Origin of the sequence: Rubrimonas sp. (assembly GCF_036788415.1) — a bacterium.
In the GTDB taxonomy this organism is placed as follows: domain Bacteria; phylum Pseudomonadota; class Alphaproteobacteria; order Rhodobacterales; family Rhodobacteraceae; genus Rubrimonas.
The window spans coordinates 1-24,303 of record NZ_DAIQNN010000031.1 but is presented as its reverse complement, the minus strand read 5'-3'; the positions used below and the strand labels follow the sequence as shown (position 1 = coordinate 24,303).

At 71.4% G+C, this 24,303-nt stretch carries 24 protein-coding genes and 1 riboswitch; of the genes, 12 read left to right on the top strand and 12 right to left on the bottom strand.

Features of this window, described 5'->3' with window-relative positions; translation table 11 throughout:
• Positions 1 to 24 precede the first annotated feature (24 nt).
• The 11 genes from V7Q31_RS09470 to V7Q31_RS09420 all read right to left on the bottom strand — a co-directional run bounded on the left by V7Q31_RS09470 (position 25) and on the right by V7Q31_RS09420 (position 12,133).
• Positions 25 to 1,215 (bottom strand): acetate/propionate family kinase, encoded by a 1,191-nt coding sequence (locus tag V7Q31_RS09470; RefSeq protein ID WP_333833486.1) that lies wholly within the window; start codon positions 1,213 to 1,215, stop codon positions 25 to 27.
• Positions 1,212 to 2,618: a bifunctional enoyl-CoA hydratase/phosphate acetyltransferase gene (locus tag V7Q31_RS09465; protein WP_333833485.1), complete on the bottom strand. Its 1,407-nt coding sequence runs from the start codon at positions 2,616 to 2,618 to the stop codon at positions 1,212 to 1,214. Before V7Q31_RS09465 ends, V7Q31_RS09470 begins: the two co-directional genes overlap by 4 nt.
• A complete protein-coding gene (locus V7Q31_RS09460; RefSeq protein ID WP_333833483.1) occupies positions 2,615 to 5,029 on the bottom strand; it encodes a DUF3141 domain-containing protein in 2,415 nt (804 codons plus the stop codon). Before V7Q31_RS09460 ends, V7Q31_RS09465 begins: the two co-directional genes overlap by 4 nt.
• A 25-nt stretch (positions 5,030 to 5,054) precedes the next feature.
• Positions 5,055 to 5,819, bottom strand: a complete 765-nt coding sequence (gene fabI / locus V7Q31_RS09455; RefSeq protein WP_333833482.1) for an enoyl-ACP reductase FabI — start codon at positions 5,817 to 5,819, stop codon at positions 5,055 to 5,057.
• A 248-nt stretch (positions 5,820 to 6,067) separates the two neighbouring features.
• Positions 6,068 to 6,541 carry a nickel-responsive transcriptional regulator NikR gene (gene nikR / locus V7Q31_RS09450; protein ID WP_333833480.1) on the bottom strand — a complete coding sequence of 158 codons (474 nt, stop codon included), beginning with the start codon at positions 6,539 to 6,541 and terminating at the stop codon, positions 6,068 to 6,070.
• 49 nt (positions 6,542 to 6,590) lie between these two features.
• Positions 6,591 to 7,412, bottom strand: coding sequence for an inositol monophosphatase family protein (locus V7Q31_RS09445; RefSeq protein ID WP_333833479.1), 822 nt, complete (start codon positions 7,410 to 7,412; stop codon positions 6,591 to 6,593).
• Between the two features lie 91 nt (positions 7,413 to 7,503).
• Entirely contained in the window at positions 7,504 to 7,884 is a 381-nt protein-coding gene (locus V7Q31_RS09440; protein ID WP_333833478.1) for a helix-turn-helix domain-containing protein, read from the bottom strand.
• Positions 7,885 to 8,171: 287 nt separating this feature from the next.
• Positions 8,172 to 9,992, bottom strand: a complete 1,821-nt coding sequence (gene typA, locus V7Q31_RS09435) for a translational GTPase TypA (protein ID WP_333833477.1) — start codon at positions 9,990 to 9,992, stop codon at positions 8,172 to 8,174.
• An 85-nt stretch (positions 9,993 to 10,077) separates the two neighbouring features.
• Positions 10,078 to 11,052: a CorA family divalent cation transporter gene (locus V7Q31_RS09430; protein WP_333833475.1), complete on the bottom strand. Its 975-nt coding sequence runs from the start codon at positions 11,050 to 11,052 to the stop codon at positions 10,078 to 10,080.
• A 168-nt stretch (positions 11,053 to 11,220) separates the two neighbouring features.
• Complete coding sequence (locus V7Q31_RS09425; protein ID WP_333833473.1) at positions 11,221 to 11,598, bottom strand: NifB/NifX family molybdenum-iron cluster-binding protein; 378 nt, start codon at positions 11,596 to 11,598, stop codon at positions 11,221 to 11,223.
• A gap of 10 nt (positions 11,599 to 11,608) precedes the next feature.
• On the bottom strand, positions 11,609 to 12,133 hold the full coding sequence (locus V7Q31_RS09420; protein ID WP_333833471.1) for a lysozyme inhibitor LprI family protein: 525 nt from the start codon (positions 12,131 to 12,133) through the stop codon (positions 11,609 to 11,611).
• A gap of 243 nt (positions 12,134 to 12,376) precedes the next feature.
• Positions 12,377 to 12,473, top strand: a riboswitch (TPP riboswitch).
• Positions 12,474 to 12,534: 61 nt separating this feature from the next.
• On the opposite strand from V7Q31_RS09420, the gene thiM reads away from it, so the two are divergent.
• From thiM to V7Q31_RS09365, 11 genes are all read left to right on the top strand, one after another.
• Positions 12,535 to 13,323 (top strand): hydroxyethylthiazole kinase, encoded by a 789-nt coding sequence (thiM, locus tag V7Q31_RS09415; protein ID WP_333833469.1) that lies wholly within the window; start codon positions 12,535 to 12,537, stop codon positions 13,321 to 13,323.
• Complete coding sequence (gene thiE / locus V7Q31_RS09410; protein ID WP_333833468.1) at positions 13,320 to 13,931, top strand: thiamine phosphate synthase; 612 nt, start codon at positions 13,320 to 13,322, stop codon at positions 13,929 to 13,931. The genes thiM and thiE overlap by 4 nt, the downstream gene beginning before the upstream one ends.
• Positions 13,928 to 14,734, top strand: coding sequence for a bifunctional hydroxymethylpyrimidine kinase/phosphomethylpyrimidine kinase (gene thiD, locus V7Q31_RS09405; RefSeq protein WP_333833466.1), 807 nt, complete (start codon positions 13,928 to 13,930; stop codon positions 14,732 to 14,734). Before thiE ends, thiD begins: the two co-directional genes overlap by 4 nt.
• Positions 14,731 to 15,432, top strand: coding sequence for a thiaminase II (gene tenA, locus V7Q31_RS09400; protein ID WP_333833465.1), 702 nt, complete (start codon positions 14,731 to 14,733; stop codon positions 15,430 to 15,432). The genes thiD and tenA overlap by 4 nt, the downstream gene beginning before the upstream one ends.
• Before the next feature lie 120 nt (positions 15,433 to 15,552).
• The gene (locus V7Q31_RS09395) at positions 15,553 to 16,812 is read left to right on the top strand and encodes an efflux RND transporter periplasmic adaptor subunit (protein ID WP_333833464.1); all 1,260 of its coding nucleotides are present in this window, start codon (positions 15,553 to 15,555) and stop codon (positions 16,810 to 16,812) included.
• Positions 16,809 to 17,516: an ABC transporter ATP-binding protein gene (locus V7Q31_RS09390; RefSeq protein WP_333833463.1), complete on the top strand. Its 708-nt coding sequence runs from the start codon at positions 16,809 to 16,811 to the stop codon at positions 17,514 to 17,516. The genes V7Q31_RS09395 and V7Q31_RS09390 overlap by 4 nt, the downstream gene beginning before the upstream one ends.
• Complete coding sequence (locus tag V7Q31_RS09385; protein WP_333833462.1) at positions 17,517 to 18,728, top strand: ABC transporter permease; 1,212 nt, start codon at positions 17,517 to 17,519, stop codon at positions 18,726 to 18,728.
• Positions 18,729 to 18,870: 142 nt separating this feature from the next.
• Complete coding sequence (locus V7Q31_RS09380) at positions 18,871 to 19,674, top strand: inositol monophosphatase family protein (protein ID WP_333833460.1); 804 nt, start codon at positions 18,871 to 18,873, stop codon at positions 19,672 to 19,674.
• A gap of 75 nt (positions 19,675 to 19,749) precedes the next feature.
• Complete coding sequence (locus V7Q31_RS09375) at positions 19,750 to 20,559, top strand: transporter substrate-binding domain-containing protein (RefSeq protein ID WP_333833459.1); 810 nt, start codon at positions 19,750 to 19,752, stop codon at positions 20,557 to 20,559.
• Positions 20,560 to 20,579: 20 nt separating this feature from the next.
• The gene (locus V7Q31_RS09370) at positions 20,580 to 21,266 is read left to right on the top strand and encodes an ABC transporter permease subunit (RefSeq protein ID WP_333833458.1); all 687 of its coding nucleotides are present in this window, start codon (positions 20,580 to 20,582) and stop codon (positions 21,264 to 21,266) included.
• Between the two features lie 10 nt (positions 21,267 to 21,276).
• The gene (locus tag V7Q31_RS09365) at positions 21,277 to 21,960 is read left to right on the top strand and encodes an ABC transporter permease (RefSeq protein WP_333833457.1); all 684 of its coding nucleotides are present in this window, start codon (positions 21,277 to 21,279) and stop codon (positions 21,958 to 21,960) included.
• 30 nt (positions 21,961 to 21,990) lie between these two features.
• Here the strand turns inward: V7Q31_RS09365 and V7Q31_RS09360 are convergent, their stop codons facing one another.
• Positions 21,991 to 23,226, bottom strand: coding sequence for a multidrug effflux MFS transporter (locus V7Q31_RS09360; RefSeq protein WP_333833455.1), 1,236 nt, complete (start codon positions 23,224 to 23,226; stop codon positions 21,991 to 21,993).
• 47 nt (positions 23,227 to 23,273) lie between these two features.
• Between V7Q31_RS09360 and recR the strand changes: the two genes are divergently transcribed.
• Complete coding sequence (recR, locus tag V7Q31_RS09355; RefSeq protein WP_333833454.1) at positions 23,274 to 23,876, top strand: recombination mediator RecR; 603 nt, start codon at positions 23,274 to 23,276, stop codon at positions 23,874 to 23,876.
• The last annotated feature ends 427 nt before the right edge of the window (positions 23,877 to 24,303 follow it).

The following is a 24,303-nucleotide window of genomic DNA, read 5'->3' as shown; positions in this document are numbered from 1 at the left end:
TTCGCGGTCTCGGCCGCGTCGTCGTCATTCGGCGGCTTGGCGTGTCCCAGCCGACAGGCGCTGCGCGGCGCGCGCGATCACGATTTCCTCGTCGGTCGGGATGACCAGCGCGCGCACTCGCGACAACTCGGCGCTGATCACGGTCGCATTGGCCGCGTTCGCCGCATGGTCGATCTCGAGCCCGATCCACCCCATCCCTTCGCAGATGCGCTCGCGGATGCGCCGCGCATTCTCGCCGATGCCGCCGCAGAACACGAGCGCGTCGAGACCTCCGAGCACTGCGGCCAGAGCGCCCAGTTCGCGGCGGATGCGAAACACGAAGTAGTCGATCGCCTGCGCGGCTTCCGGCGTGTCCGACGCTTCGAGCGCGCGCATGTCGTTGGACAGCCCCGAAAGCCCGAGCAGGCCGGAGCGCTTGTAGAGCAGATCGGAGATCGCGCGCGCGTCCATCCCCTCCTGCTCCATGAGATAGAGCAGCACGCCGGGGTCGAGCTGGCCGCAGCGCGTGCCCATCGGCAGCCCGTCGAGCGCGCTGAAGCCCATGGTCGAGCCGACGGACCGCCCGCCCTGCAGCGCGCACATCGACGCCCCATTGCCCAGATGCGCCACGATCACCCGACCGGCGTGCAGATGGGGGGCGATCCGGGCGAGTTCGCCCGAGACGTAGTCGTAGCTCAGCCCGTGAAAGCCGTAGCGCCGCACGCCCTTGTCGTAGAACTCGCGCGGGAGGGCGAAGACGTCGTTGACCCAGGGGTGGTTGCGGTGAAAGGCGGTGTCGAAGCAGGCGATCTGCGCGGCGTCGGGGAACGCCGCCATCGCCGCGCGCACGCCCGCGAGATTGTGCGGCTGGTGCAGCGGCGCGAACGGCTCGAGCTTCGCGAGTTCGGCCATCAGGGTCGCGGTCAGCAGCGCCGGCTCGCCATGGGCCGGCCCGCCATGAACCACGCGATGGCCCACCGCCTCGATGCGGGCCTGCGGAAACTCCGTGCGGACCAGCGAGAGGATCTCGCCGAGCGCGCCGGGGTGGTCGGCGGCGCCGGAGAGCTCCTGCGCGCGCTTCTCCGCGCCGAACTCGGCCTTCATGCGCGCGGCCCCGCCGATGTTCTCGACGAGCCCGGTCATCAGCGGCGCCGGTGCGGCCCCGGCGATGTCGAACAGGCCGAACTTGATCGAAGAAGAGCCGGCGTTGAGCGTCAGCGCGCAGGCTTCGGTCATTGCGCTGCGGCCTTCATCGCGTCCAGCCCCTCGACCCGCGCCCAGTGAAGGGCGGCGATCGCGCAGGAGGCCATCCGCGCCATGTCGCCGTCCGCGCGCGAGGTCAGCACGATCGGCGCGCGCGCGCCCATCACCAGCCCCGCGCCTTCCGCGCCCGCCAGATAGGTGAGCTGCTTGGCCAGCATGTTGCCCGCGTCGAGATTGGGCACGACGAGCACTTCCGCATGGCCCGCCACCGGGCTGTCGATGCCCTTGGTGCGCGCCGCGGCGATGCTGACGGCGTTGTCCATGGCCAGCGGCCCGTCGACGATCCCGCCGGTGATCTGCCCGCGCTCGCACATCTTGGACAGAAGCGCCGCGTCGACCGAGGAGGGGATGTCGGGATTGACCGTCTCGACCGCCGACAGCACGCCCACTTTCGGCTCCGCCATGCCGAGCGAGATCGCGAGGTCGATGGCGTTCTGGACGATGTCCACCTTGGTCTTGAGGTCGGGCGCGATGTTGATCGCCGCGTCGGTCACCAGAAGCGGATGGGCGACGCCCGGCACGTCCATCACGAAGACATGGGTCAGGCGGCGCGCGGTGCGCAGACCCGTATCCTTCGCCAGCACGGCGCGCAGCAACTCGTCCGTGTGCAGATGGCCCTTCATCAGCGCGCCGGCGCGGCCCGCGCGCACCAGCGCCACGCCTGCGCGCGACGCCGCGGCATGGTCGGGCTCGTCGAGCAGTTCTATCCCCTCAAGGCTGCGCCCGATCTCCGACGCCGCCAGCTCGATCTTGCGGCGGTCGCCGATGAGGATCGGCGTGATGATCGTGTGCTCCGCCGCCAGCAGCGCGCCGCCGAGCGAGTTGGGCTCCTCGGGCGCCACGACCGCCATCGGGATCGGCGGCAGCGGCTGGGCGAGCTCCACGAGGCGCTCGAAATGCACATGCCGGCGCACGATGAGCCCCGGCAGTTCGTGAGCCTCGAAGCGCATCTTCGTTTTCGGCGCTTCCACCACGGCCTCGCCGGTGCAGAGCTTCGCCCCGTCCGAAATGCGCTCGACGCAGGTGTCGAGGGTGATTTCGCCGTCCGGCCCCTTCCCGGTCACCTTCACACGTGCGCGCACTTCCTCGCCGGCCCGCGCGCGCGCGTGGAAGCGGAAGTTCTGCGCCCGGTACAGCGTTCCGGCGCCGGGCATGATGTTGCCGAGCAAGGCCGAGACCAGCGAGCCGATCCACATCGCAGGCGCGATCGCCTCCTTCACGCCGTCGCCGTCGCCGTCCTCGTCGGCGAGGTGCATGGGGTTGTGATTGCCGGAGACCGTCGCGAAGACGTAGAAATCGTCCGCGGTGCACAGGCGGCGCAATTCGGCGGTCTCGCCGATCTCGATTTCGTCCCAGACGCGGTTCTCGCAGATCATTGCGCGGCGGCTCCCAAAGTGTCGATGTCGTCCAGCGGGTCTTCAGTCACGTCCTCGGCGAAGGGCGGCAGCCCGAGCAACTCATGGAACTTCTGCAGCATTTCGAAAGTGTGCGGCGCCATTTCGTCGATCGCGCCGGGCACGTAGCGCACCACGCGCGCGGCGAGCGCGCGGCTCTCGGGGTCGCGCAGCAGGGCGGGCAGCGTCGCCAGCGCGAGCGCAGGGTCCAGCGTCGCGATCAGCGTCTGGGCGTGGATGATGCGGGCCCGCTCGTCGCTCGGCAGCTCGCGGAAGGGCGGGTCCTGCGTGAGGACTTTCGCCGAGCGCTCGAGCCGGTCGCGCCGGACATTGCCGCGCGACTCCGCCAGCAGCACCAGCATGCGGATCACCGCCTCGACGAAGCCGCCATCGGCGGCGTGCGCCATCGCCGCCTGCACTTCGGGCAGCGCGCGCAGCTCGGCGGGGTTCTTCTTGGTGCGCCCGACCGCCAGCGGCTTGCCATAGGCGCGCGCCCAGGGCGCGCCCCAGAGCATGTGGAACAGCGTCTCATAGCCCGCGTCGCGCGCGTCGCGCATGAAGTCGAGGTTTTGCTCGATCATGTCCGCGGCGACCTTTTCGGCGATGCGGAACGGGTTCGAGGGGCCGACCGGCGACCGATGCGCCCGCACCGCCGCAGCCCAGGAAGCGAGGGCGGACATCGCCGGATTGCGGCTCGACATCGCGGCGCGCTGGGCGCGCATCGGATGCGCCGAACGCACCGTCTCGGCCATCGGCGCATTGACCATAGCCTGAACGAACGGGCGCATGAAGGTGTCGTAGGCCTCGGCCTGCGCTTCGGACAGGCGCGCGACCGCGGCGAAGGCGCATTCCTCCTCCCGACCGTCGTCGTTGGCGCGGATCGCGTCGAGCCGGCGCTCCTCGAAGCTGACGAGGAAGCGCTTGTCGAGCCCCTCGCCCTGCACCGCGTCGATCTTCATCTCGTAGAGGCCGGGGGCGAGCTGCTCGATGGTCTTCATCGTCGAAGAGACTTCGCTGTGTTCCTTCTTCGCGATCGAGGAGGAGACGAAGATGCCGAGATGGCCGACTTCCTCATGCACCATGTAGACGATGCGCTGGCCGCGGATGCGGATTTCGTCGACATCCGCATAGGTGTCCGCGATCCAGTTGAGCGCCTGCTGCGGCGGAGTGATGTTGTCGCCATGGCTGGCGAACACGATGATGGGCGAGCGGATCTTCTTGACGTCGATGACGCGTCCCGGCTCCAGCATCGCCTGGTTCTTGACGATCCGGTTGCCGACGAAGAGTTGCTCCACGATCCAGCGGATTTCGGCTTCGTTCAGCCGGAAGAAGCCGCCCCACCAGCGCTCGAATTCGAGGAAGCGCTGCTTGCCCTCATCGACATCGGCATAGAGATCGTAATACTTGCGAAAGTAGTTGCGGCTCGGGTTCAGCATCTCGAAGTTCATCACGAGATGGGCGCCGTCGAAGATTCCGCCGCCGAGGTCGGACCAGAACATCGGCTGCCAGGCGCCGCCCATGATCCCGGCGTTGTAGCGCATCGGGTTCTTGCCGACTTCGCCCGACCAGGGCGCGATCGGCGCGCCGTTCAGGACGATCGGCCCGGTGATGTCGGGATTGGTCGCGGCGAGCAGCAGCGTCGCCCAGCCGCCCTGGCAATTGCCCATCACGACGGGGTTGGGGGCGTCGGGGTGGCGGCGCATCACTTCGCGCACGAACTCGGCTTCGGCGCGGGTGACGTCGGCCAGCGTCTGGCCGGGTGCTGGGTCGCGCTTGAAGCCGACGAAATAGACCGGATGGCCGTCGCGCAGCGCCACGCCGACCTGGCTGTCCGACTTGAAGCCGCCGATCCCGGCGCCGTGCCCCGCGCGCGGGTCGATGATCACATAGGGGCGCTTGTCGAGCGGCGCGCCGTTGTCGTCGGGCGGCAGGATGCGCAGCAGGACGTAGTTGCAGGGATGCTCGAGATCGGCCCCGTCCATCACCGTCTCGTAGTCGTAGACGAGTACGGGCGGGCAGCCCGCCGCCTCGTGGGCGATGAACACGTCGCCGCGCTCGCGCAGCACGTCCATGGTCAGCGCCATGCGCTCGGCGGCGTCGCGCAGATAGTCGGCCCAGTCCTGCGCGAGCTGGCCCGAGGCGCGGCGCTCGGTCATCTCGCGGGCGGCGCCGCTCAGCGTCTCGAAGGCGGCGCGGGCGCGGGCGTTGTGGGTGCGCGCGATGGTCTCGGCATGGCGCGACCATGCGCGCATCGTGAGTTCCTGCGCCGAGGCCATCTCCCGATAGGCGTCTGCGGCGGCGCGCATCCACGCGCCGGGATCCGTCTTGGGGTCGGTCGCAGCGAGTTCGGCCAGCGCCTCCACCGGCGCGTCGAGCATGTTGCGTCTCGTCATGACCTTCTCCTCGCTTGCCTTCGCGTCATCCGACGATGCTGTAGCCGCCGTCGATGGGGTGGACGCCGCCGGTGACGTTCGCCGCCTCGCGGCTGGCGAGGAAAGCGGCGTAGGCGCCGACATCCTCGATGGTCGCGAGCTGGTGGGTGGGCGCGCGCTCGGCGGCGCGGTTGAGCATCTCGTCGAATTCGGCGATGCCGGAAGCCGCGCGCGTCTTCAGCGGGCCGGGCGAGAGCGCATGCACCGAGATGCCCTTCGGCCCGAGTTCGGCCGCAGTGTAGCGCACCACCGATTCCAGCGCGGCCTTCACCGGCCCCATGATGTTGTAGTTCTCCACGACCTTCTCGGAGCCGTAGAAGCTGACCGTCATGCAGGTTCCGCCATCGGGCATCAGCGGCTCGGCGCGGCGGATCATGCGCAGGAAGGAATGCACCGACACGTCCATCGCGACGGAGAAGCCCGCCGCCGACGCATCGACCACGCGCCCGTGCAGGTCTTCCTTCGGGCAGAAGGCGATCGAGTGCAGCAGCGTGTCGAGCCGGCCCCAGCGCGCCGCGATCTCGGCGAACAGCGCGTCCATCTGGGCGTCGTCGGCGACGTCGAGCGGCATCACGATCTCGGCCTCGAGGCGCTCGGCGAGCGGGCGGACATGCGGCTCGGCGCGCGCGTTGAGATAGGTGACGGCGAGGTCGGCGCCCTGGTCGCGCAGCGCCTTCGCGCATCCCCAGGCGATCGACTGGTCGTTCGCGATTCCGACCACGAGCGCCTTCGATCCTTCGAGCGAGAACATGCCGCCTCCTGCACTGTGAGACCGCTACTCTAGGATCAGTCCGCGGCGCGTCACATGAATTTTGTGCAACGCAACACAACAAATCGGAATTTCCGGTTAACGCAAGCCCGGATGTGGCGGCGCGCCGCAGTTGCGACGGCGCCGGCGCGCGGTCGCACAGGGGGCGCGCAACAGGCGACGAGGATGCTCAGTAGCCGCGCAGCGCGCGCTCCGCGGGGCTGGCGCCTATCGCCGGCGCGGGCTTCGGCTCAGAACGATTCCCGGACTTTCAGATGCACATGCGCATGCGGCTCGCCCTCGCCATGCGCGTGGGTCGATTCGGTGATTCGCACCGGGCAGAGCGCCGCCGAGCCATGCAGCACGCCGCGCTCCAGAAACAGCGCCTCCGCATGGGCGCGCAGCTCGGCGGCGTCGCCGCGCAGGATCTCGACTTCGAGGGCGGCGTCATGGTCGAGCGGCACGGTGGTCGCGGCGATGGTGCGGTCGTGGCGGTCGTGGCGCGCGTCGGCGATGCGACGGCCGAGATCGCGGGTGGCGCGGCGGCAGACATAGCTCACCACGCCCACGCAGTCGCCGCGCGCCGTGTCGGCCACGACCGCGCCGAGGCCGCGCCGCGCGAGGTCGCGCAGCGCCTCCGAGCGGTTCGACGCGCCGCTGCGCGCCATGAAAGCGTCGATCTCGGCCAGAAGCTCCTCGTCGAGGGTCATGGTCACGCGCTGCATCGCCTCGCCTCTTCTCCGCCGCCCCCGCCGTCCGATGACGCCGCGCCGGTCATTCGGGCGCCAGCAGCGCGAGCGCCTCGGCGTGCAGCCGCGCGTCGCCCGCCGCCAGCACCCGCCCGCCCTGCGAGCAGTCGCCGCCCCGCCAGTCGGTGACCACGCCGCCGGCGCCCTCGACCACCGGGATCAGCGCCTGCACGTCGTAGATCTGCAGGCCCGCCTCGATCACCAGATCGACGCAGCCCGCCGCGAGCAGCGCATAGGCGTAGCAGTCGAGCCCGTAGCGCGTGAGGCGGGCGCGGTCGCGCACCCTCCCGAACGCGGCGCGCTCTTCGGGCGTTCCGATTTCCGGGAACGTCGTGAAAAGCGTCGCGTCGGCGAGCCGGGCGCAGGGCCGGGTCGCGAGCGCGCGGGTCTCGATCCCGCGCGACCAGCGCGCCGCACGTGGTTGTTCGGGCAGGCTGAGGCCCTCGAAGCGCTCGCCGGTGAAGGGCTGGTCGATCACCCCGAGGAACGGGCGCCCTCCTGCGTTCGCCGCGATGAGCACGCCCCAACTCGGCGCGCCCGACATGAAGGCGCGCGTGCCGTCGATGGGGTCGATCACCCATGTGACGCCGGAGCGCGAGGGCCGCGGGGCCTCCTCCTCGCCGATCACGCCGTCGTCGGGCCGGATCTGCGCGAGCGTCGCGCGGATCGCGGCCTCGGTCTCGCGGTCGGCCTGTGTGACGGGGTCGAAGCCGCCCGCGCCGCCCTTGTCGCCCGCGGCCAGATCGCCGCTGCGGAACCAGCGCAGGGCCGGCGTGCGCGCCGCATCCGCCGCGGCGTGCGCGGCGTCTCGCAGAGCCGAGACCGTCGCCGCGCCGAACTCCGTCATCGCGCCCTCCGCCCCTGAACGTCCAAGCAACCGGCGCGCCTTGGCGCCGACAGGGGCAAGCTGACGCCGCAGAGCGGCGTGGTCAACGGCTTCAGGCGGCGTCGCTGAGCACCTGCGCGAGGTCGAAAAGTCGCCGCCGCTGGGTTTCGGGGATCGCGTAGTAGGAGCGCAGAAGGTCGAGCGCTTCGCGGTCGCCGAGGAAATCCGCCGGCGCGCGCGTCGCGCCCTCGACCGCCTCGACCGGCGCCTCGTCGGCGTCGAGGCCGGCGAAGAAGAAGGAGATCGGCGTGTCGAGCGCCGTCGCGATGTCCCACAGCCGCGATGCGGAGATGCGGTTCGCGCCGGTCTCGTATTTCTGGATCTGCTGGAACTTGATCCCGACCCTTTCGCCAAGTTGCTGCTGGGTCATTCCGACCATCCAGCGACGATGGCGGACGCGCTTGCCGACATGGACATCAACCGGGTGCGACATGGATTCCTCTCCTCAACCAACGCTCACGCAGCTGTGATAGCAAATCGCGTGCCAATTGGCCGCTCGGGGCGGGCGCCGTTGCACGCGGAAGAAGAATCCATATCGATCGACGCACGTTCGGCCTGTGTCGCAGATGCGGGCGATGTGAAAAGGGTTAATTCTTTGCGACGGGCTCGGCGACGGCTATGCGTTTTGCGCCGCACTTTCGCGTTAAAAGTGCAAAACGCATCGCATAATGCGAATCGGCTCTGCGTCGCGTTTCCGGGGCTGCGCCGACCTGCGCCAGGTCAGCCCTGAGCCTTGCGCGACTCGCGCTTGCGCTCGTTGGGGTCGAGGAAGCGCTTGCGCAGCCGCAGCGATTTCGGCGTCACCTCGACCAGTTCGTCGTCCTCGATATAGGCGATCGCCTCTTCGAGGCTCATGCGGATCGGCGTGGTCAGCACCACCGCCTCGTCCTTGCCGGCGGCGCGGATGTTGGTGAGCTGCTTGCCCTTGAGCGGGTTCACTTCCAGGTCGTTGTCGCGGCTGTGCTCGCCGATGATCATGCCCTGATAGACCTGCTCGCCGCCGCCGATGAACATCCGGCCGCGGTCCTCCAGCTTCCACAGCGCGTAGGAGACCGAGTCGCCCGTCTCCATCGAGATCAGCACGCCCTGCCGCCGCCCCGGGATCGCGCCCTTGTAGGGCGCCCATTCGTGAAACACCCGGTTCAGCACGCCGGTGCCGCGCGTGTCGGTCATGAACTCGCCATGATAGCCGATCAGGCCGCGGCTCGGCACATGGGCGACGATGCGGGTCTTGCCGGCGCCGGCGGGGCGCATCTCGGCCAGTTCGCCCTTGCGCTGGCTGAGCTTCTCGACCACCGCGCCGGCGTATTCCTCGTCCACGTCGACCGTGACTTCCTCGACCGGCTCCAGCCGCTGGCCGTCCTCCTCGCGCATCAGCACGCGGGGCCGCGAAATCGACAGCTCGAACCCCTCGCGCCGCATGTTCTCGATCAGCACGCCCATCTGAAGCTCGCCGCGCCCGGCCACGTCGAAGGCCTCGCCGCCCGGCGTCTCCGTCACGCGGATCGCGACGTTGCTCTCGGCCTCGCGCATAAGCCTGTCGCGGATCACGCGACTCTGCACCTTGTCGCCGTCGCGCCCCGCGAGCGGGCTGTCGTTGATGCCGAAGGTGACCGAAATGGTCGGCGGGTCGATGGGCTGGGCCTCCAGCGGCGCGCTCACCGACAGATCGCACAGCGTGTCGGCCACCGTCGCCTTGCTCATGCCCGCGAGCGCCACGATGTCGCCCGCCTCGGCGCGCTCGACCGGCATGCGCGCGAGCCCGCGGAAGGCGAGCACCTTGGAGATGCGGAAACGCTCGATCTCGCGCCCGTCGCGGCTCAGCGCCTTGACCGTCGCGCCGGCGACGGCGGCGCCGCTCTCGACGCGGCCGGTCAGGATGCGCCCGAGGAAGGGATCGGCCTCCAGCGTGGTCGCGCGCATGCGGAAGGGCTCGGCGGCATGGGCGACCTGCGCCGGCGCCGGGACGTGTCGGACGACGAGATCGAAAAGCGGCGCGAGGCTCGCGCGCGGGCCGTCCAGCTCCACATCGGCCCAGCCGTTGATCCCCGACGCGTAGAGGACCGGGAAGTCGAGCTGCTCGGAGGTGGCGTCGAGCGCCACGAAAAGGTCGAAAACCTCGTCGAGCGCGCGGTCGGGCTCGGCGGCGGGCTTGTCGACCTTGTTGAGCACGACGATGGGCCGCAGCCCGAGCCGCAGCGCCTTGGAGGTGACGAATTTCGTCTGCGGCATCGGGCCTTCGGCGGCGTCGACGAGCAGCACGACCCCGTCGACCATGCTCAGGATGCGCTCGACCTCGCCGCCGAAATCGGCGTGGCCCGGCGTGTCGACGATGTTCACCCGCGCGCCGTGCCACTCGACCGAGGTGCATTTGGCGAGGATGGTGATCCCGCGCTCGCGTTCGAGGTCGTTGCTGTCCATCGCGCGTTCGGCCACCGCCTGATTGGCGCGGAACGATCCGGACTGCTTGAGCAATTCGTCCACCAGCGTCGTCTTGCCATGGTCGACATGGGCGATGATGGCGATGTTGCGGATGTCCATGCGTCACGGTCCTGCGGTTGCGGCTCGCGCGGTCTCTAGCCGAGGGCGGGGGGAAAACCAACTGCGCTGTCGCAGTGCGGCGCCGTCAGAGATAGCGCAGCCAGCGCAGCAGCAGCGCCACGCCGAGGCCGAGCGACAGAACCAGCGCCGAATAGACGGGAAACGACCAGCTCTGTTCGGCGAAGGGGATGCCCTCGAGATTGACCCCGAACAGCCCGGTGATGAAGGTCAGCGGCAGGAACACCACCGACACCGCCGACAGCGTCAGCAGCACCGTATTGGTCTGCTCGGCGACCCGAAGCGCCGCCTCGTCGGAGATCACGGCGCTGCGCGAGCGCACCGCTTCGAGATCCTCGGCGATCCGGCCGAAGGCGTCGGCCTCCCGGCGCAGCGCCTCGCGCTCGCGCTTGGCCAGCCAGTCGGGGCGCAGCCGCGCCAGCCGCGCAACCGCCATCGCCTGCGGCGCGACATGGCGGTGCAGCTGGATCGCGTCGTGGCGCGCGTCGTTCAGCGCCCTTCGCCGCCGCACCGGAAGCGCGCTCTCGCTGCGCAGGGATTCGATTTCGAAGGCGTCGACGGCGAGTTGAAGTTCGTCGAGCACCGGCTCGAGCTCCTCGCGCAACTCGCCCACCAGCCGCGCCACGAAGGCCCCGGGACTCGGCGTCTCGCCGCGGTCGAGCGCGGCGCATATGGTTTCGACGGCGCGCACCCGCCGCCCCTCGACCGAGACCACCCGGCGCGGTTCGATGAACAGCCGCAGCGAGACCATGTCCTCGGGGCGCTCGCCGGGCTCGCGGTTGGCGCCGCGGAGGATCAGCAGGACGCCGCCGTCGATGGCGGCGAGGCGCGGGCGGGTGTCCTGCGCGATCAGCGCCGGCGCCACCGCCTCGGGCAGCCCGGCCCCGTGAAGCAGCCAGTCGCGCGCCTCCAGCGACTCGCGCCCGAGATGGACCCACCGCCAGCCTTCGCAGGCCTCTGCGAAGGCCGATAGCGGAACGGCGCGGGCGGCGCCGAGCGGTTCGATCTCGCGGGCGTGGATCACCCCGGTGGGCGCGCTCATGCGGCGTCTCGCGCATTGTTCAGCGAAAGCGTTAGAATAACCGGGTGGCGAAGGGCAAGGCGTCGCCTCGCCCTTCGGCGTTGCGCGGCCTCGATCCTGACCGGAGCGTCCACGACGGCTGAACGCGCCGGTGCGACCTGCTGGGAGCGGAAGGGGCGCAGGGGCGCTTCAGCCTTCGGGGCGAGCAGGCCCGCCATGATCGTGATCATGATCGTGCGGCGCGGCGGGCGCGAGGCGGCCTTCCACGAAGTCTCGCGCCGCGCGCGCCGGATCGGTTTCGGACGTGGCCAACGCTGCGACGCCGCGCGCCGCCATGCGCCGGCGGAATCCCTCGCCGACGCCGCCCGCGATGATCGCGGCGATTTCGTAGAGCGGATGCGGGCCGTCGCCGTGGAAATCATGCAGCGCCATGCCCATCGGCAGCTTCAGCCGCTCGATCTCGCGCGGCGCTTCGCCCGGGCTGGCCTCGAAGATGAAGAACTTGCGCGTCCGGCCCACATGCGCGGTGACGGTGCGGAAATTCTGGCTGGCGACGGCGATGCGCATCTCGGCCTCCCTACTGCGAGCGGCGCGAACCGGCGCCCCGGTCGAGCAGGAGCGTCTGGTCGGCGGTCAGCTGGAGGATGCATTCGGAGGCGACGATCATCCGCTCGGGCGCGCCGCGTTTCAGCATCGCCTCGAAGGCGCAGCGCTTCTCGGCCCACTCCTTCCACGCCTCGCGCAGCGCCGCGAGGTCGTCGGTCAGGCGCGGCGCCCCCTCGGCGATCGCCTTGCCGTGCAGGGCGTCGAGCCGCGCCGCCTTGGCCGCCATACGCTCCTCGGCCTCGGCGAGCCGTTTGCGCCACCAGCCGGTCTCGGTGTTCAGACACAGGGCGGCGTCGACGGGATCGGGCTTGCGGAGCGCGGCCCGGCAGGCCCGGGCGCTCTCGCCGATGCAGGCGCGCCTCGCTTCGTCCGACCCGGCCTCGGCGAGGCAGGCCTCCGTCGCAGGGGCGGGCTTGCGCGCGGGGTCGGCGGCGGCGGCGGCGGCGTTCAGGCTGGCCAGAACGAGCAGCGCGGGAAGAAGGTGGCGTCGACGCATCGGGGGCGCCTCTCTGGTTGGGTCGGCCCCGGGGGCGCGAGACGTCGCACGGCTTAAGCATGGGCGCGCCTGCGCCGTCAGTGACACGCTCACAGATCCTGATGGTTTCCGTCCGAAATAAGCGTCGGCGGTCGGGCCGCCGGCCGACCGGCGCTCCGCCCGACGCGGGAACCGGCCGCGCGCGCAGTCGAACCGGATCGGACGCGAAGGGTTGACTCGGCCCGGCGGAATTCGTCTAGCTGCCGGCTCGGACAGGGGCGTCCGCGCATGCGCGGGCTGAGAAGCACCCTTCGAACCTGAACCAGATCATGCTGGCGTAGGGAGTCCGCGGTGCCATCGGCGCGCGCCACTGTCGGTCGCGTCACCGCATCGCCTCTCCCGACGTCCGAAAGGGGAGAGCGATGGAGAACCCGGGCGACCACCTTGCGCGGATGCGCGAAACCGCGCCGCTTGTGCAGAACATCTCGAACTTCGTCGCGATGAACCTCATGGCCAATGTGCTGCTGGCCGTAGGCGCGTCGCCTGCGATGGTCCATGCGCGCGAGGAAGCGGCCGAGTTCGCCGCTCTGGCGCAGGCGCTGACGGTCAATATCGGCACGGCGGACCCGGCCTGGGGCGCGGCGATGCAGGACGCCGCCGCCGCGATGAACGCGGCGGGCCGGCCATGGGTCTTCGATCCGGTGGGCGTCTCCGCCACCCGGTTCCGACGGGACCTCTCCGCGCGGCTGATCGCGCTGAAGCCGACGGCGATCCGCGGCAACGCCTCGGAGATACGCGCATTGGCCGGGCTCTCCGGCGCCGCGCGCGGGGTCGACGCCGGCGACAGCGTCGAGGCTGCGATGGAGGCGGCGCAGGCGCTGGCCCGGCGCACGGGCGGGGTGGTCGCCGTGTCGGGGGCGGTCGATTACGTCACGGACGGGACGCGCGGCTGTCGCGTGGCCAACGGGCATCCGCTGATGGCGCGGGTGACGGCGATGGGCTGTTCGCTCAACGGCGTGATCGCCGCGTTCTGCGCTTGCGCCCCTGCGCTCGAGGCCACGGCGGCGGCGCTGGCCTGCTACGGCCTGGCGGGCGAGCGGGCCGCGCAGGCCGCGCAGGGGCCGGGCAGCTTTCAGCCGGCCTTCCTCGACGCGCTGGCGGCCCAGACGCCCGCGGCCCTCTCCGCCGGCGCGAAGGTGTCGGCGGCATGATCGGCGCGGTCTATGTCGTCACCGATCCCGACGCGCCCCTGCCGGTGTTCGAGCAGGCCCTCGCGGCGGCGCGCGGCGGGGCCCTGACGGTGCAACTGCGCGACAAGACGGCCCCGGACGCCGATCTGACGGCGCTGGCGCGCGCGCTTCTGGCCGAGTTGCGCCCGCGCGGTGTGAAGCTGATCGTCAACGATCGGCTGGAGGTGGCGCTGGCGGCCGACGCGGACGGGCTGCACATCGGCCAGACCGACGGCGACCCGGCGGCGGCGCGCGCGCGGCTCGGGGCGGGCAAGCTCCTCGGCCTGTCCGTCGAGAGGCCGGAACACTGCGCCGCCGTCCCGGCTTGCGTCGACTATCTCGGCGCGGGGCCGGTGCGGGCGACCGCGACCAAACCCGACCACGCGGCCCCGGTGGGCTTCGACGGGCTGGCGGCGATCGCGGCGCGCGCGCCGGCGCCGGTGATCGCGATCGGCGGTCTGGGCGCCGGCGACGCGGCGGCGGTGAAACGCGCCGGGGCCGCGGGCATGGCGGTGGTCTCGGCCGTCGCGCGCGCGCCCGACCCCGAGGCCGCGACGCGGGCGCTGGTCGCCGAATGGAGGCGCGCATGATCCCCAACATCCTCGCCATCGCCGGCTCCGACCCGTCGGGCGGGGCGGGCGCGCAGGCCGACGTCAAGGCGATCTCGGCCTGCGGCGGCTATGCGATGGCCGCAATCACCGCGCTGACGGCGCAGAACACGCGCGGGGTGACCGGCGCCCAGCTGGTCGCGCCCGACTTCGCGGCGGCGCAGATCAGAGCCGTGCGCGACGACATCCGCATCGACGCCGTCAAGATCGGCATGCTGGGTTCCGCCGACATCGTCGCGGCGGTGGCCGAGGCTCTGGCCGGGCTCGACGCGCCCATCGTGCTCGACCCGGTGATGGTGGCCAAGGGCGGCGACCGCCTGCTCGCGACCGATGCAGTCGCCGCCTTGCGCGAGGCGCTGCTGCCGATGGCCGACGTGATCACGCCCAATCTTCCGGAGGCCGCCGATCTGCTGGGCGCGGCGCCCGCCGCCGACATCGCGGAGATGGCCGCGCAGGCGCAGGCCCTGCGCGCGCTGGGCGCGCGCGCCGTGCTGATGAAGGGCGGGCATCTGGGCGGGGCGGACAGCCCCGACCTGCTGGTCCACGCCGGGGGCGTGGAGCGGCTGGACGGGCCGCGCCACGCCACGCGCAACACCCATGGCACGGGCTGCTCGCTCTCCTCGGCGCTGGCCTGCGAGTTGGGGCATGGCCGCGCGCTGCCGGAGGCGGCGGCGCGCGCCAAGGCGTGGCTCTCGGACGCCATCGCCGCCGCCGGAGACCTCGGCGTCGGCGCCGGTCATGGCCCGGTCCATCATTTCCACGCCCTCTGGAGAAACCCGCGATGAGCTTCACCGAAACCGCGCTGCGGGAGAACGCCCGGCTCTGCGCCGATATCCGCGCAATGCCTTTCAACCGCGCGCTCGCCGACGGCTCGCTGGAGCAGGCGGTTTTCCAGCACTACGTCTTGCAGGACGCCCATTACCTCGAGGGCTTCGCGCGCGCGCTGGCCTGCGCCGCCGCCAGGGCGCCCGACGCCGAAGCCGTGGCGCAGCTTTCGGGAGCGGCGGCGGGCGCCATCGCGGTGGAGCGCCAACTGCACGCCCATTTCATGGGGATCTACGGCGTCGATTCGGAGAGCTTCGCCGCCACCCCGCCCAGCCCCGTCTGCGAGCACTATGTCGGTTTTCTGGTGGCGACAGCCGCGACGCGGGGGATCGGCGAAGCGGTCGCCGCGCTCCTGCCGTGCTTCTGGATCTATCGCGACGTGGGCGCGGGCATCCACGCCGCCGCCAGCGCCGACAATCCCTATCGCGCCTGGATCGACGCCTATGCGGGCGACGAGTTCGACGCGGCCGTGGCCCGGATGTGCGCTCTCGCCGACCGTCTGGCGGAAGCGGAGAGCGCGACCGGGCGGGCGCGGATGCGCGCCGCCTTCGCGAAGAGCGCGCTGCTGGAATGGATGTTCTGGGACAGCGCATGGCGGCGATGCGGATGGCCCGACACCGCAGCGGTCGCGACGCAGGAGGGAGAAACCCCCGATTGATGGGCGCGGCGAGCGAACCGCGGCGCCCCGCCTGCGGCGCTTGGGTTCATGGCGCCTCGACGGCGCGCCCCCATATCTGCCGTGCCGGTCGCTGCGGGCCGCTCGCCATGGATCAGGCGCATGAAGGACAACCATGAGGACATAGACGCCGCGCTCGATCTCGGGCCGCGGCGCAGCCGGGTCTGGCGCGGGCTCGGCGCCGCCGCCGCGATCTGCGCGGCGCTCGCCGCGGTCGGGCTTTGGCATGCGGATCGCGGCCCCGAATCCGAGCCCTTCGCGACGGAGGCCGCGACGCGCGGGCCGCTGACGGTGTCGGTCATCGCGACCGGGACGGTCGAGCCGACCAACCTCGTCGAGATTTCGAGCGAACTTTCGGGAACCGTGCGCGCCGTTCTGGTCGATCACAACGACCGCGTCGAGATCGGCCAGCCGCTGGCGCAGCTCGACACGGCGCGGCTCGACGCGCAACTCGCCCACGCCCGCGCCGCGCTCGCCGCGCGGCTGGCCCGCGTGGCGGAAGCCGAGGCCACTCTGCGCGAGGCGACCGATCAGAACGAGCGGGTGGGCGCGCTGGCCGACCGCAACGTGTCGACCGCCCAGGCGCGCGACGCCGCCGTCGCCAATCTGCGCCGGGCCGAGGCGACGGTCGCCGTCACCCGCGCCGACGCCGACGTGGCCCGCGCCGATCTGCTGCTGCGCGAGGCCGACATGGGCAAGGCCTGCATCTGCTCGCCGATCCGCGGCGTGGTGCTGGAGCGCAATGTCGAGCCCGGACAGATCGTCGCCTCGTCGCTTCAGGCGCCGATCCTGTTCACCATCGCCGAGGATCTGTCGCAGATGGAGCTGCGGGTCGACGTGGACGAGGCGGACATGGGCGCCGTCCGCGTCGGCCAGCCCGCCCGCTTCACCGTGGAGGCCTATCGCGGCCGCAGCTTTCCCGCCTCCATCGCCGAGCTGCGCTACGCGCCCAAGAGCGTCGACGGCGTCGTGACCTACGAGGCGCTGCTGCATGTCGACAACGCCGATCTGCTGTTGCGGCCCGGCATGACCGCGACCGCCGAGATCGTCGTGGAGCGGATCGACGACGCCCTGCTGGTCCCGAACGCCGCGCTGCGCTTCGCGCCGCCTGCGCCCCCCGAGGCGCGGCGGTCGGGCGGCGGTCTGCTCGGCCTGCTGATCCCGCGCCGCCCCGGCGCCGCCGGCCCGACCGCGGCGCCGCAGGCGGACGCGGAGGGCTGGCGGACGATCTGGGTCGCGCGCGACGCCGAGGCGGCCCCGGTGCGGGTCCGCGCCGGCGCGAGCGACGGCGCGCGCACCGCGATCCTCGACGGCGCGCTCGCCCCCGGCGACCGGGTGATCACCGACATGGCCCGCCCGTGAGCCCCGCCCCGCCCCTGATCGCGCTGCAGGGCGTCAGCAAGGTCTACGGCGCCGGCGACGCGGCGGTGCGCGCGCTGGACCGGATCGAGCTGAGGATCGACGCCGGCGAATTCGTGGCGATCATGGGGGCGAGCGGCTCGGGGAAATCGACCGTCATGAACATCGTCGGCTGCCTCGACGCGCCCTCCGCCGGGTCCTATCGCTTCAAGGGCGTCGATGTGAGCCGCCTGTCGCGCGACCGCCGGGCGCTGCTCAGGCGGCGCTGGATCGGCTTCGTCTTCCAGGGCTACAACCTGCTGGCGCGCACTTCGGCCGTGGAGAATGTCGAGCTGCCGCTGATCTACAAGGGCGTCGGCGCGGTCGAGCGGCGCCGGCTCGCGCTCGAGGCGCTGGCGCGTGTCGGGCTGGAGAGCCGCGCGGGGCACGCGCCGTCGCAGCTCTCCGGCGGCCAGCAGCAGCGCGTCGCCATCGCGCGCGCCATCGTCGGACGGCCTGCGGTCATCATGGCGGACGAGCCCACCGGCAATCTCGACAGCGCCCGCTCGCGCGAGATCATGGAGCTGCTCGCCCGCTTCAACCGCGAAGACGGCGTCACCGTCGCGATGGTGACGCATGAGGCCGACATGGCGGCATGGGCGCGGCGGCAGGTGCAGTTCTCCGACGGCCGCATCGTCGCCGATACGGCGCGGGCGGAGGCCGCCTGAATGCTCTGGGAGGCGATCCGACTGGCCTTTCAGACCATCCTGCGCAACGCGCTGCGATCTTTCCTGACCGTGCTGGGCGTGGTGATCGGCGTCGCCGCCGTGATCGCGATGGTCACGGTCGGGCAGGGGTCGACCGCGAAGGTCGCCGCCGATGTCGGCGCGCTCGGCGCCAATCTGCTGATCGTGCGGCCCGGCCAGCCCCAGCAGGGTCCGGGCGCGAGCGCCGGAACCGCGCCGGCCTTCAGCCTGCGCGACGTCGACGCGCTTGCGACGCAGGTCGCGAGCGTGCGGGTCGCCGCGCCCGCCAGCTCGCGTCAGATGACCGTCATCGCCGGCGCGCTGAACCGGTCGAGCACCGTGACGGGAACCGACAACCGCTATCTGGACGCCCGCGGCATCGCTGTGGCGCAGGGGCGGGCCTTCCACGAAAGCGAAGTGCGCACCGGCGCCGCGACCTGCCTGCTCGGCCAGACCGTGCGGCGCGAGCTGTTCGGGGCGGGCGACCCGATCGGCCAGACGCTGCGTCTGAAATCGCTCGCCTGCCGCGTGATCGGCGTCGCCGGGGAGCTCGGCGCCTCGAGCTTCGGAACCGATCAGGACGATTTCATCCTGATCCCGATCCGCGCCTTCCAGCGCCGGATCTCGGGCGACGCCGACGTGTCGCTGATCTATGCGGGCATCCGCGACGGCGTCCCGACCGAGGCGGCCAAGGGCGAGATCGAGCGGCTGATGCGCGAGCGCCGGCGGATCGGACCGGGCGAAGAGGACGATTTCAACGTCTTCGACATGAAGCAGATCGCCTCGGTTCTGACAGGCATCACCGGCGTTCTGACCGGCCTGCTCTCGGCGGTGGCGGGCATCAGCCTTCTGGTCGGCGGCATCGGCATCATGAACATCATGCTGGTTTCGGTGACCGAACGCACGCGCGAGATCGGCGTCCGCCTCGCCATCGGCGCGACCGAGGGGCAGGTGCTGACGCAGTTCCTCGTCGAGGCGATCGTGCTGTCGGGGCTCGGCGGGCTGATCGGCGTCGCGCTGGGCCTCGCGCTCGGGGCGGCGGGGGCTGCGGCGCTGTCGGTGCCGTTCCTGCCCGACCCGGCGATCATGCTGCTGGCTTTCGGCTTTTCCGCGGCGGTCGGCGTGGTCTTCGGCTATTTCCCCGCCCGTCGGGCCGCGAGGATGAACCCAATCGACGCGTTGCGCCATCAGTAGCCGCCCCATCGGCTGCGCGACCGCCTTCGCGCCGGACGGGGCGCCGCGGCGCGATCAGGCGCCCTGCCTCCCGGACGCGTTTCCCTGTATCGGGGTGCGCGCCGATCCCCCCGACAGGCCGCAGCCGGATGGAAAGACCGTCATGATGATCGACGACAAGGCCCCCGACGACCGCATGATCGACCTGGCGCGCCGCCTCGCTCTCGCCGCGCGCGAGGTGCATCGCGCGCAGGCCGCGCCAGCGGGGTTCGAGATCAAGAGCGACGGGAGCCCGGTCACCGCGCTCGACCGCGCGGTGGAGCGCCGCTTGCGCCGCGAGATCGCCGCGGCGTTCCCCGACCATGGCGTCCTCGGCGAGGAGGAAGGGCCGGAGCGGACCGACGCGCCCCATGTCTGGGTGATCGACCCGATCGACGGCACCCGCCAGTTCGCCGCCGGGCTGCCCAACTGGGGCACGCTCGTCGCGCTGTGCCGCGAGGGGCGCCCCGTTATCGGCGTCATAGACCAGCCCTGGTGCGAGCGGATGTGGCTGGGGGTCGCCGGCGTCGGGACGAGCGTCAACGGGCGCCCCGCGCGCTGCGCCCCGGTCTCGGCGCTCGGCGACTGCGTGGCCAGCCTCTCCGACCCCGACGCCTATGACGCCGAAACCGCGCCGGGCCTCGCCGCGATCCGCGGTCGCACGCGCTGGAACGTCTATGACGGGGGCTGCCTCGGCTATGGGGCGCTCGCGGAAGGTCGGATCGGGCTATGCCTCAACGGCCCCAACCTCGAACCCTTCGACATCGCGGCGCTGGTCCCCGTCGTCGAGGGCGCGGGCGGGACCATCAGCGGCTGGCGGGGCGAGGCGCTCACCATCGCCTCCTCGGGCGCCATCGTGGCCAGCGCCACGCCGGCGCTGCATGCGCAGGCGCTCGAGGCGCTGGCGGGGGCCGTCGCGAAACCGTAACGCGCGCGTCGCGGAACCGATACGCCGGGGCGGTAACCAACGCTGAGTCGCCTCGCGAAAGGAACCCCCATGCGCATGCTCGCCTCTCTCCTCGGCGTCGCCTTGCTCGCCGCAACCGCCGCCGCGCCCGCCGCCCGGGCCGCCGAAGCCCTGCGCGTCGGCACGGAATGCACCTATTTCCCGTTCAACTACCGCACGGATGCGGGCGAGTTGACCGGCTACGACGTCGATGTCGCGCGCGAGATCGGCGCGCGCATCGGGGCCGAGATCGAGTTCGTCTGCCAGGAGTGGAAGGGCATGATCCCGGCGCTGCTCGCCGGCAAGTTCGACCTGATCGTCGCCTCGATGTCGATCACCGAGGAGCGGCTGGAGAAGATCGACTTCTCCGCGCCCTACCGCGTCTCGATCGGCCAGTTCGTGGCCGCCAAGGACAAGAACCTGGCGCTGTTCGACGCCGACGGCGCGCTGATCCCCGCGGCGCTGGAGGGCGTGAAGATCGGGCTCGAGCGCGCCTCGACCTATGAGAGCTGGCTGAAGGCCAAGGCCCCCGGCGCCGACGTCGCCTATTACGACAGCAACGAGGCGATGTATCTCGACCTCAAGGCGGGTCGGGTCGATGCGATCATGACCAATCCGATGAAGGCCTATCTGAGCTTCATCTCCAAGCCCGACGGCGCGGGCTTCGAGGTTGTGGGGCCGCAGCTCGAGGAAGAGGCCTATTTCGGCACGGGCGTGGGGGTGGGCCTGCGCAAGGGGCAGGGCGATCTGAAGGCGCGCATCGACGCGGCGCTCAAGGCAATGACCGAAGACGGCGCGCTCGCCGAGTTCGGCCTGCGCCACTTCCCCTTCACCATCCATCCGCAGGAATGGAAAGGCGCGTCCTGAAGGGGTTGCGATAACGCGGCATGGGCGCGCTCGCGGGCTGGCTCGACGAGTTCGCTTGGGGCGCGTTCCTGATCCTGCGGGTGTTCCTCGTCGCCGCCGCGCTCACGCTGGTCTTCGGCGTGCTGGGCGCGGCGGCGCGGCTCGCCGGCGGCGTGTGGGCGCGGCTCGCCGGTCTCTACGTCACCTTCTTCAGGGGAACTCCAGAGCTGCTGGTGCTGCTCCTGTTCTATTTCGGCGGCGCGATGACGCTCACCGCGCTCGCGCGGGCGGTCGATCCCGGAGCGGGCTTCGTGGACATCCCGCCCTTCTGGGCCGGCGCGCTCGCCATCGCCCTGATCGCCGGCGCCTATGCGACCGAGAGCTTCCGCGGCGCGTTTCTCGGCGTCGCGCCGGGGCAGATCGAGGCGGCGCGGGCGCTGGGGTTCGCGCCGTGGCAGGTCCTCGTCTTCGTGCGGCTGCCGCAGGCCTGGCGGATCGCGCTGCCCTCCTTCGGCAACCATCTGATCGGGCTGATGAAGGACACGGCTCTGGTCTCGGTCATCGGATTGAACGAGATCATGTTCACCGCGAAGATGGCGACCTCGGTGACCGGCCAGCCCTTCACCATGTTCGCCGCCGTCGCCGTGATCTACCTCGCCTTCACCACCGCGCTCAGCGCCGCGCTGGCCGCCGCCGAGCGACGCGCGCGCCGCCATCTCGCCCGGTGAGCGCGACGCCATGGGCCTCGACCTCGCCATCGTCGCCGACAGTCTGCCCCGGCTGGTCGAAGGGCTGGCGCTGACGCTCGCGCTGATCGGGGCCAGCCTGCTGGGCGGAGCGCTGCTTTCGGGGCCGGCGACATGGCTGCTGCTTCGGCCCGAAAGATGGCTGCGCGGGCCCGCGCGCGTCTATGTCTGGGCGTTCCGCGGCACGCCGGCGCTGGTGCAGCTCTTCGTGATCTATTACGGGCTGGCGCAGTTCGAATGGCTGCGCGCGACGCCGCTCTGGACGGTCCTTCGCGAGCCGTTTTGGTGCTGCGTGCTGGCCTTCTCGCTCAATTCCGGCGCCTACACCGCCGAGATCCTGCGCGGCGCCGTCTCCGGCGTGCCGGCCGAGCAGGCCGAGGCGGCGCGCGCGCTCGGCCTGTCGCGCGGACAGGTGTTCCGCCTCGTGGTGTGGCCGCAGGCGCTGCGGCTGGCGCTGCCGCCTTACGGCAACGAGGTCACCGGGATGATCAAGACCTCCGCGCTCGCCAGCACGGTGACGCTGGCCGAAGTGACCGGCGTCGCCGAGACCATCGCCGCCGAGACCTTCGCGCCCTATGAAGTGTTCCTGTCCGCCGCGATCATCTATCTGGGGCTCACATGGGCGGCGGAACGCGCCGTCGCCGTCGCCGAAGGCCGCCGGGCCTGGCCCCGATGAGCGGGATCGGTCGATCAGCGCGGCATGGGCTCAGCGCGAGCGCTCGATTTCCTCGTCGTCGCGGGGGCGGGGGGGGCCGAGCCCGATCCACGCCCAGGCGCCGAGGCCGGTCCAGACCAGCATCGCCATCGCCATGGGCCAGCTCGACCCGTCATGCAGGAAGCTGACGGTGGCGCCCCCGAGCGCCGCGGCGGCGAGCTGGCTCGCGCCGAGCAGCGCCGAGGCGACGCCCGCCGGCCGGTCGCCGGCCTCCTCCAGCGCGAGCGGCGTGCCCGCGGCGAAGGCGAGGCCGAGGCCGACGGCGAAGATCGACAGGCAGAACACGACGGTCTCCAGTGACGTCGCCCCGAACAGGGTCAGCATCGCCGTGAGCGCGACCGCGCCGCCGGTCGTCAGGGTCAGACCGGCGGGCGTCAGCCGCTCGGGCCCGACCAGACGAGCGAGGGCGGTCGCGGTCAGCGCGCCGAGCATGTAGGCGATCACGATCAGCGCGTGCCAGACCCCGAAGGATTCCGTGGGCAGCCCGAACGTGTCGATGAACAGGAACGGCCCTTCGATCAGATAGGCGAACAGCGCGCCGGAGGTCGCCGCCAGCGGCGCCGCCACCCGCAGGAAGCGGCGTTTCGCCAACAGGCCCATATAGTCGTCGAGGATCAGCACGGGGTCGAGCGCGTCGAGTTGCGGCGTCCCCGTCTCGGGCGCGACGCGCCAGCAGGCGCGCAGGGCGACCGCGAGAAAGATCGCGAGCGCGACGAAAGGCGCGCGCCAGCCCAGCCAGACGAACAGATGCCCGCCGATCAGAGGGCCGACGGCGGGCGCCAGCCCCAATGCGAAGCCGTAGACCCCCATCAGCCGCAACGCCGTCACCCGGTCGTAGGTCTCGCGGATGATCAGCACCACCACGACCGATTGCGCGCTCGCCGTGATCCCCTGCAGCGCGCGGCCCCAGAGCAGCGCCTCGAACGACCAGGCGAAGGCGCAGAGCAGGGTGGAGGCGAGGAACCCCGACACGCCGACGAGCAGGGTGACGCGGCGGCCGAACCGCTCCGCCACCGGCCCCCAGAACAGGATCGCGAGTCCGAAGGCCGCGAGGTTGACGGTCATCGTCAGCTGCGCCTCCGCTTCGGTCACGCCGAAGATCTCGGGCAGATGCGGCAGCGTCGGCGCATAGAGGTCGGTTGAAAGGATGCCGGCCGCCGTGCATGAGATCAGCACGGAGCCGAGCAGCCAGGCCGGCGGGGCCGGTCGCTTGCGTGTGTCGCTCATGGCGTGGTCATGGCGCGGCGGGGCGGAAAGGAAAAGGCGCAAAATCGATGGAAGAGCCCGGCGGGCCGGAAATCGCCCGGCTGATCGCGCTGATGGCGAAGCTGCCCGGCCTCGGGCCGCGTTCGGCGCGCCGCGCCGTGCTGGCGATGGCGCGCCGCCGCGAGGCGCTGCTCGCGCCGCTCGCCCGCGCGATGGCCGATGTGGCGGAGAGGGCGAAGCTGTGCGGCCTTTGCGGCAATCTCGGCACCTCGGACCCCTGCGCGATCTGCGCCGATCCGCGGCGCGATCCGTCGGCGCTCTGCGTCGTCGAAGATGTTGGCGATCTCTGGGCGCTGGAGCGGGCCGGCGTGTTCCGCGGGCGCTACCACGTGCTCGGCGGCGTGCTGTCGGCGCTCGACGGGGTCGGGCCTCAGGCGCTGCGCATCCCTCAGCTCGAGGCGCGCGTGGCGGAGGCGGGCGTGGCGGAGGTGATCCTCGCCCTCGGCGCGACCGTGGATGGGGCGACCACGGCCCATTACATCGCAGAGCGGCTGGAGGGGCGGGGGCTGCGGGTGACCTCGCTGGGGCAGGGCGTGCCGGTGGGCGGGTCGCTCGATTATCTCGACGACGGAACGCTCGGCGCGGCGCTCAGGGCGCGGCGGGAGTTTTGAGCGGAGAGCGAACCGAGAGGAGCGGATCCCAAGTGAGGACCGTTGTTTCCAAACGAAGAATTCGGCGATGTCCGCGTTTGGTGTTGCGACGGCGGCACGCGTATGGAGCTTTTGCGGAACATTGGCTTGATCTGCGAGGCGTTCCATGGACGACACCCGGCGTCACCGGCTCTTCGCACGTCTCCATGGCCCGCCGCCGCGGCAGGTGCGCGATCTCAAGCCCCGGCTTTCCGGGCTTGGCGGCGGGATCCTCGGAGATTCCGTGTGCGGGCGGGCGACTGATCATCAGGCCATCGCCCGGGTGAAGCGTTTGCCGAAGATGACGGCGAACTGGGCCTTGGCCATGGCCCATTCCCTTGGGGGCATGGTCCACTGGAGTGCGCCCCTTCGGGTGGACAGATCGGGTAGGTCGGAATTGACCGAGGCC